Raw genomic sequence first — 6,201 nt, 5'->3', positions numbered from 1 at the left:
CATGCCCAAACCACCGCCAATCAGGACGTTAAAGCCCACTAACTGGCCTTGCTCTGCTATCGCAACAAAGTTCAGGTCATTAGCATGCAAATCAACATCATTTTGTGGCGGGATCACAACAGTCATTTTGAACTTGCGTGGCAGATAGGTTGCGCCATAAATCGGCTCTTGCTCACCGCCGGCTACTTTTTCTTCGTCCAGCCAGATCTCGGCATAGCCTTTGGCGTTGGGCATAAAGTGATCTGAGAGCGTTTTGGCATACTCATACGCCTGTGCATGCAACACCGACTCTGCGGGGTTAGAGGTACACATTACATTGCGGTTAACATCACCGGCGGTAAAAATAGAGTCAATCCCGACTTTATCTAGCCCTTGAAAGACCGATTTCAGGTTAGGTTTAAGAATGCCGTGATACTGAAATGTCTGCCGTGTGGTCAGGCGGATGCTGCCATACAGTGTCAGATCACTGGCATACTGATCAATGGCCAACCACTGCGCAGGTGAGACCACACCTCCGGCGATACGAGCACGAAACAAAAAGTGGTGACGCGGCTCTAATTTTTGCTCGGCACGCTCGGCACGAATATCACGATCATCTTGTTGATACAGGCCGTGAAATTTAATCAGTTGAATACTGTCGGCAGAAAAGCCCCCCGTTAGGCCGTCGTTAATCTCTTCTGCAATGTTGCCGCGTAAAAAGTTGCTCTGACTTTTGATACGCTCATTATCCGATAATTTCTGGCTCATCAATACACATCCCTTTGATAGCGTTTCGTTTGGCGCAGCTCGCTAAGGTACTCTTCAGCCTGTTCAGCAGAGTAGTGGCCATGCTGGGAAATAACCTCAAGTAGGGCACGTTGTACATCGTGTGCCATGCGATTGGCATCACCACAGACATACAGGTGTGCGCCCTGCTGTAACCACTGCCAGAGCTGTGCGCCCTGCTCACGAATTTTATCCTGCACATACACTTTGTGCGCCTGATCGCGCGACCATGCCAGCGATATCTGCGTCACTAATCCTGATTTCACCCATTTTTGCCACTCCACCTGATACAAAAAGTCATCGGTAAAGTGTGGGTTGCCAAAAAATAACCAGTTTTTCCCTTCCGCACCAGAGGCTTCGCGTTGTTGCATAAAAGCACGGAACGGGGCAATGCCGGTTCCCGGACCAATCATCACGACCGGTGTTTCAGGATCATTGGGCAGGCGAAAGTTATCATTGGGCTCAACAAACACCCGCAGCGCATCACCGGTTTGCAACCGATCGGCTAGAAAACCAGATGCTCCGCCGCTACGAATTTGTGCATGCTCTTCATAACGCACCACGCCAACGGTCAGGTGCACTTCATCTCCCACCTCTTCTTGTGCTGAGGCAATGGAGTACAGGCGTGGGGTTAAACGGCGCAACATACCAAGCAGTTGTTCAGCACTTAGCGGGCTTGGGGCCTGTTGCAGCATGGCAATCAGTGAGTGCTGCTGGGCATAGTGACGCAGTGCGGCTTTATCCCCCGTTAAGATCTGTAGGTGCTCTGCACCGCTAAAACCGGCATAAGCGTCAACCACTGAAGGGGCGTTTTGGGTGATCTCATAGTGATGAATCAGTGCTTCACGCAGTGATAAATCTAAATGGGTATCAACACTGACCGTTTCACTGCCCTGTAAACTGACATAACCGAGCAATTCATCTACCAGCAGAGGATCATTGCTAAACCAGACACCGAGTGCATCACCGGCCTGATAAGTTAAGCCACTTTCAGCCAGATCAATTTCAATGTGGCGAACGTCTTTTTCAGAGAAACGGCCGGTAATTTTTTGCTGGGCAGCAAGTTGCACAGTGCAGGGCGCATCTTTGCTGTAGTGCTGCTGTTTGTTAGGAGATACGGGTACATGCGCTGTTTCAGCCACAGAGGTGGATATGATTGAAGATGCTACCGCTAACTGCGGGGCAAGTTCAGCCACTAATGCGGCAGACCAAAGATCAACGGCAGCCTGATAATCAACATCCGCATCAACCCGAGCCAGTAAGCGCTGTGCACCCAGCTCGGCAAGACGAGAGTCAAAGTCTTTACCGGTTTGACAAAACTTTTCGTAGGAGGAGTCTCCTAAGCCAAATACGGCAAACTGAGCGGCAGAGAGATCAGGCGCTTTTTTGCCGTACAGGAATTTATGCAGTTCAACGGCCTCTTCCGGCGGCTCACCTTCACCATAGGTGGCGGCAATGACAATCAGGATTTGAACTTGAGCCAGACTTTTTAATTTTACATCAGCCGCTTTCAGGTAGTTCACCTGCCAGCCTTCGGTTTGCAGCGCATCACGCAGGCCTTCTGCAACCCGTTTGGCATTGCCTGTTTGTGAGGCAGAAATCAGGGTGATGACGGGTGCCGGAATCTGCGTGGCCGCGCTGATAGCGGCTGTCTGGCTGCCAAGAGGGGCGGCCAGTGTTGCTGTACTGGCCTGATGGCTCAGTGCCCAAAAATAGCCGGATAACCATGCCAGTTGTTGTACGGAGGGGTCACCCAGAGTTTGCTGTAAACCGCTTAGCTGCGCGGCACTGATTGGCACGGAGGCTGCCAGTAAATCCTTGGCACTCATCATCACGACATTCCTTATGCTAGAGATGTAGGTAGATTACCTACAGTTCTAAATCAAGATAAAGAATGGATAGCAATGTTTAATAACCGAAAGAAATAAGAACGGGCACCGCAGTGCCCGTTGGGGGAAATGACCAAACAGATTGGGTCAATTAGAAGCCGAACGACAACCCGCCGTACCAGCCATTGGTATTCATGTCGCTCGCATTGTTGTTATTTTCGTTGAAATCCATCTTCGCCCACTGATAACCGGCTTTCAGGTTCAGTGCGCCGGCACGCCATGCCAGACCCAGTTGGCCATCGTAGCCCCATGTGTTGTCATAGAGTGGCATGTTCAGCTCTGCAGTAACGGACAACGGAGTACTTGGAATACGCAGTTCACCGGCGGAATAAGCCAAGAACATCCCCTGCTCAACACTGTGATTACTCACGGTGTTGGTCTGCTGCCGCCAGCCGGCACCCAGATCAATGTTGATCAGGCCGTTATCCAACAGCTGGTAGTAACCGATCATGTCCCACTTTTCTTGCTCGATAACCTGACCGTTAGAGCTGCCATCAAGATTCTGGTAGCGGATCATCGCATTTGGCAACAGTGGGATCGGATGCTCAAGTTGCAGGCCGATACGGTAACCGCTGGCATTGTTATCACTAAAACCGTGGCCAGCATCGAGAGTGGTACCCGCCAGAAATTCGGTACTTCCTTTAATGGATAACGCATCGGCCATGGCCGGAGACGCAGCAAACAAAACTAACAGCGCTAAGCTCTTTTTCATTATTAATATCCTTTACACAATCATCAAATAACACGATCACCTGATCCCGCCCTGAAAGAAAAAACACAGCAAACGCTGTGTTGATTGCCGGAGCACCCGAACGGGAACATTCCAAAAAATTAATGCTGATGCTGTTTTGCAGGCGATACGGTTTTCGCCACCGCATCAATATTGATCTGCTGGCCGTTATCAAACGTCAGCGTCAACGGTACGGTTGTGCCTTCAGGCAGTGCCTGATGCAAATTCAGCAACATAATGTGCAAGCCACCCGGCTGTAAGATCATGGTGCCTTTGGCTGGAATCGCAATCTGCGCAACAGCCTGCATGCTCATCACCCCTTGCGCATTGGTGCTGCTTTGGTGCATTTCGGTTTTATCCGCCAACGGTGAGCTGACCGATACAAGCTGCCGCTCATCACTTTCTGGATTAAACAGAGTCAAAAAAACGGCTGAGACATTCGCATTGGCAACGGTGGCACGTGCATAGGGCTGAGCAGCCACAACAGCGGCCTGAGCCACGCTACTGAACAAGCTACTCAGTAGTAAGCTGCTAAACAGTACACAGCTACAAAATACGCCACTTCGTCGTAACAAGGAGAAAAACCCTTTTTGCATGATGATATCCTTATCAGTAAGGGTAACAGCCGATAAATCAGGCGGTAACGATACCGATAAACCACCGAATCTTCTAGCGGGTAAAACGGCTAAATTCACGGTAATTTGAATAAATTCCGTACAAAGACCACGAGATCACAAAAAAACACCGGCACAAATACGGTGATAATCCGGTTTATCACAGGTGGCGGCGGCCATAATTGGTCTTGGTACGGATAAACCAGACCACGATAACTGCCACAATCAGCCACGGTAATACTTTAAATGCAACTGCCAGCATGCCGGCTAGCAGCATGACCACAAAACCGGCGATCAGGGCGGCAATCGCACCGAGTAACGATAAACCGGTCATCAGCAGCACAGCAAAAAAGCCCAAAACAAAAAACAGTTCCAACATGGCTGTATTCCCTTCGATTCAGGCTACTTGCCTGCAAGTGTGGTCAGCCTAATGGCCGACACGGTGCTCAAAAATAGCACAAAATCCGAGCAGAGATGATAATAAGCCAACCACTATATCGGTTCATGCTGCTTTTTACTGAGTTGCTGCCCATTATTAGCAGCTTATTACTGACGGCTTACTGGCATAGCTAAGTGGGTTAAATTATCCGCGTTGCACCATCTTCAGTGCAGCCTCTAAGACATCAATGCCCGCACCGGCTTTATGGGCATTTTCACTCAGATGTCTCCGCCATTGGCGTGCACCCGGAATGCCCTGAAAAATACCCAGCATGTGTCGGGTAATGTGGCCAAGATATGTTCCCTGACTGAGTTCGCGTTCGATATACGGGTACATCGCCTCTACAGCCGCAATACCATCAACCACAGGTGCACTTGGATCAAACAGTTGTTGATCGACTTGTGTCAGTAGGGTTGGGTTTTGATAAGCTTCACGCCCAACCATTACGCCATCGAGATGTGCAAGGTGGATTTTTGCCTCATCGAGCGTTTTAATTCCGCCGTTAATGGCAATAGTCAGGTGCGGAAAATCGCGCTTGAGTTGATAGACTCGCTCATAATCAAGCGGTGGGATCTCGCGGTTCTCTTTCGGGCTTAAGCCCGACAACCAAGCTTTACGGGCATGCACAATAAAGGTGTCACACTCGCCTTTTTCAGCCACCGTCTGAATGAAATCGACCAAAAACGGGTAGCTATCTTGATCATCAATCCCGATACGGGTTTTCACGGTGACGGGAATGGAAACGACATCGCGCATCGCTTTGATGCTGTCGGCAACCAGTGCAGCATTCCCCATCAGGCACGCACCAAACATACCATTTTGTACGCGATCTGACGGGCAGCCCACATTGAGGTTGATCTCATCATAACCGCGCTGTTCGGCCTGTTTCGCGCACTGCGCCAGATCAGCTGGGTTGCTGCCGCCAAGTTGTAATGCCAGCGGATGCTCTTCCTCGTTATAGGCCAGATAATCGCCTTTTCCGTGAATGATCGCGCCAGTCGTGACCATTTCAGTGTACAGCAGGGTTTGCTGTGTCAGTTGGCGGTGGAAATGGCGACAGTGGCGGTCGGTCCAGTCGAGCATCGGGGCTACAGAAAAACGTTGGCTTGGGTATTGGGTCATGCTGATCTCCTCATCGGGCGCGCATTCTAACAAACCCGCACCACTTTTCGCTATTTTTTGACCACTCATGCTAAACTCACGGCCTGAAAAGGCTCTTACTCTGCAGAATTTTGGCATGAATCAGCAAGCACTCCAGCGTTTACTTCAAAAAGCACAGATCTTATGCGAGCAGCGCGGCGTACGCCTGACAGCGCAACGTCAGCAGGTGTTGCGCTTACTGGCAGAACATGCCGGTGCAATTAGCGCATATGATCTGCTCGATAAATTACGGCAAAGCGAACCGCAGGCAAAACCCCCAACGGTATATCGGGCGCTTGATTTCCTGCTAGAGCAGGGCTTTGTGCATAAGGTGGAATCGGTCAACAGTTTTGTACTGTGCAGCGGTTTTGAAGAGCATGTGCATCACACACAGCTTTTTATTTGTGATCAGTGCGGTTGTGTTAATGAGTGTCGTACTGAGGCGATTGACCATACGCTGGCAACGGTGGCAGCAGAGCTTGGTTTTACCATTAAGCACCGAATTGTTGAGGTGCACGGCACGTGTGCGTTGTGCTCTGCATCCCACATACAGTAATTTAAAAAAAAACGGGGCGTTATCTGCGCCCCGAGATCTGTTTTTACGCAGTTTAATGCGTTAGCTGC

The 6,201-nt window shown here is 50.2% G+C and carries 6 protein-coding genes and 1 pseudogene; 1 reads left to right on the top strand and 6 read right to left on the bottom strand.

The genetic code is table 11. From position 1 onward, the window contains the following. The 6 genes and pseudogenes from ACRC27_RS00540 to dusA all read right to left on the bottom strand — a co-directional run. Nucleotides 1-747, bottom strand: a pseudogene (locus ACRC27_RS00540) (sulfite reductase subunit beta); the annotation flags it as partial. Then, entirely contained in the window at nucleotides 747-2,594 is a 1,848-nt protein-coding gene (cysJ, locus tag ACRC27_RS00535; protein WP_438638833.1) for an NADPH-dependent assimilatory sulfite reductase flavoprotein subunit, read from the bottom strand. The pseudogene ACRC27_RS00540 and the gene cysJ, both read right to left, overlap by 1 nt. Nucleotides 2,595-2,745: 151 nt before the next feature. Beyond that, complete coding sequence (locus ACRC27_RS00530; RefSeq protein WP_438623439.1) at nucleotides 2,746-3,366, bottom strand: TIGR04219 family outer membrane beta-barrel protein; 621 nt, start codon at nucleotides 3,364-3,366, stop codon at nucleotides 2,746-2,748. A gap of 119 nt (nucleotides 3,367-3,485) precedes the next feature. Continuing rightward, on the bottom strand, nucleotides 3,486-3,980 hold the full coding sequence (locus ACRC27_RS00525) for a copper chaperone PCu(A)C (protein WP_438638831.1): 495 nt from the start codon (nucleotides 3,978-3,980) through the stop codon (nucleotides 3,486-3,488). A 178-nt stretch (nucleotides 3,981-4,158) separates the two neighbouring features. After that, on the bottom strand, nucleotides 4,159-4,377 hold the full coding sequence (pspG, locus tag ACRC27_RS00520) for an envelope stress response protein PspG (RefSeq protein WP_438623437.1): 219 nt from the start codon (nucleotides 4,375-4,377) through the stop codon (nucleotides 4,159-4,161). A gap of 204 nt (nucleotides 4,378-4,581) precedes the next feature. Further along, nucleotides 4,582-5,559 carry a tRNA dihydrouridine(20/20a) synthase DusA gene (gene dusA, locus ACRC27_RS00515; RefSeq protein ID WP_438638830.1) on the bottom strand — a complete coding sequence of 326 codons (978 nt, stop codon included), beginning with the start codon at nucleotides 5,557-5,559 and terminating at the stop codon, nucleotides 4,582-4,584. A gap of 115 nt (nucleotides 5,560-5,674) precedes the next feature. Here dusA and zur point away from each other — a divergent pair, with 115 nt between their 5' ends. Next, nucleotides 5,675-6,133: a zinc uptake transcriptional repressor Zur gene (zur, locus tag ACRC27_RS00510; RefSeq protein ID WP_438622142.1), complete on the top strand. Its 459-nt coding sequence runs from the start codon at nucleotides 5,675-5,677 to the stop codon at nucleotides 6,131-6,133. Nucleotides 6,134-6,201 lie beyond the last annotated feature (68 nt).

Source organism: Plesiomonas sp. (assembly GCF_051650925.1).
Classification (GTDB): Bacteria; Pseudomonadota; Gammaproteobacteria; order Enterobacterales; family CAMTGL01; genus Plesiomonas.
Note: the sequence above shows the minus strand (reverse complement) of the source record. Positions and strands in the feature narration are given on the sequence as shown.